The following is a 254-nucleotide window of genomic DNA, read 5'->3' as shown; positions in this document are numbered from 1 at the left end:
ACTCCAACCAGCTTCTTTCAATGCACTACGATCCTGCAGCAACTGTTCAGGGTATCCTAGAACTGGCCAGAGCCTGGCAATCTCGCTTCGGGCCCACTAATAACCGTATTTTTCCCATTCCCAGAGTACATGAAGCGGATCACAGCCGCCCCATTCGTGTTGGGTTAGTTTCATCCAATTTCCATATTCATCCTGTGGGATGGATGGTCTCCAGCGGATTGGCAGCCCTACCGGCCGACATCGAACTTTATGCC

1 pseudogene is annotated in these 254 nt (G+C 51.6%); it reads left to right on the top strand.

The window, feature by feature from the left end:
• Positions 1-254, top strand: a pseudogene (locus tag V0R37_RS22750) (hypothetical protein); the annotation flags it as partial.

It is taken from the genome of Pollutimonas rozaliensis (assembly GCF_048751585.1).
Taxonomy (GTDB): domain Bacteria; phylum Pseudomonadota; class Gammaproteobacteria; order Burkholderiales; family Burkholderiaceae_B.
The sequence above is the reverse complement of the archived record's forward strand: the minus strand, read 5'-3'. Positions and strand labels throughout refer to the sequence as shown.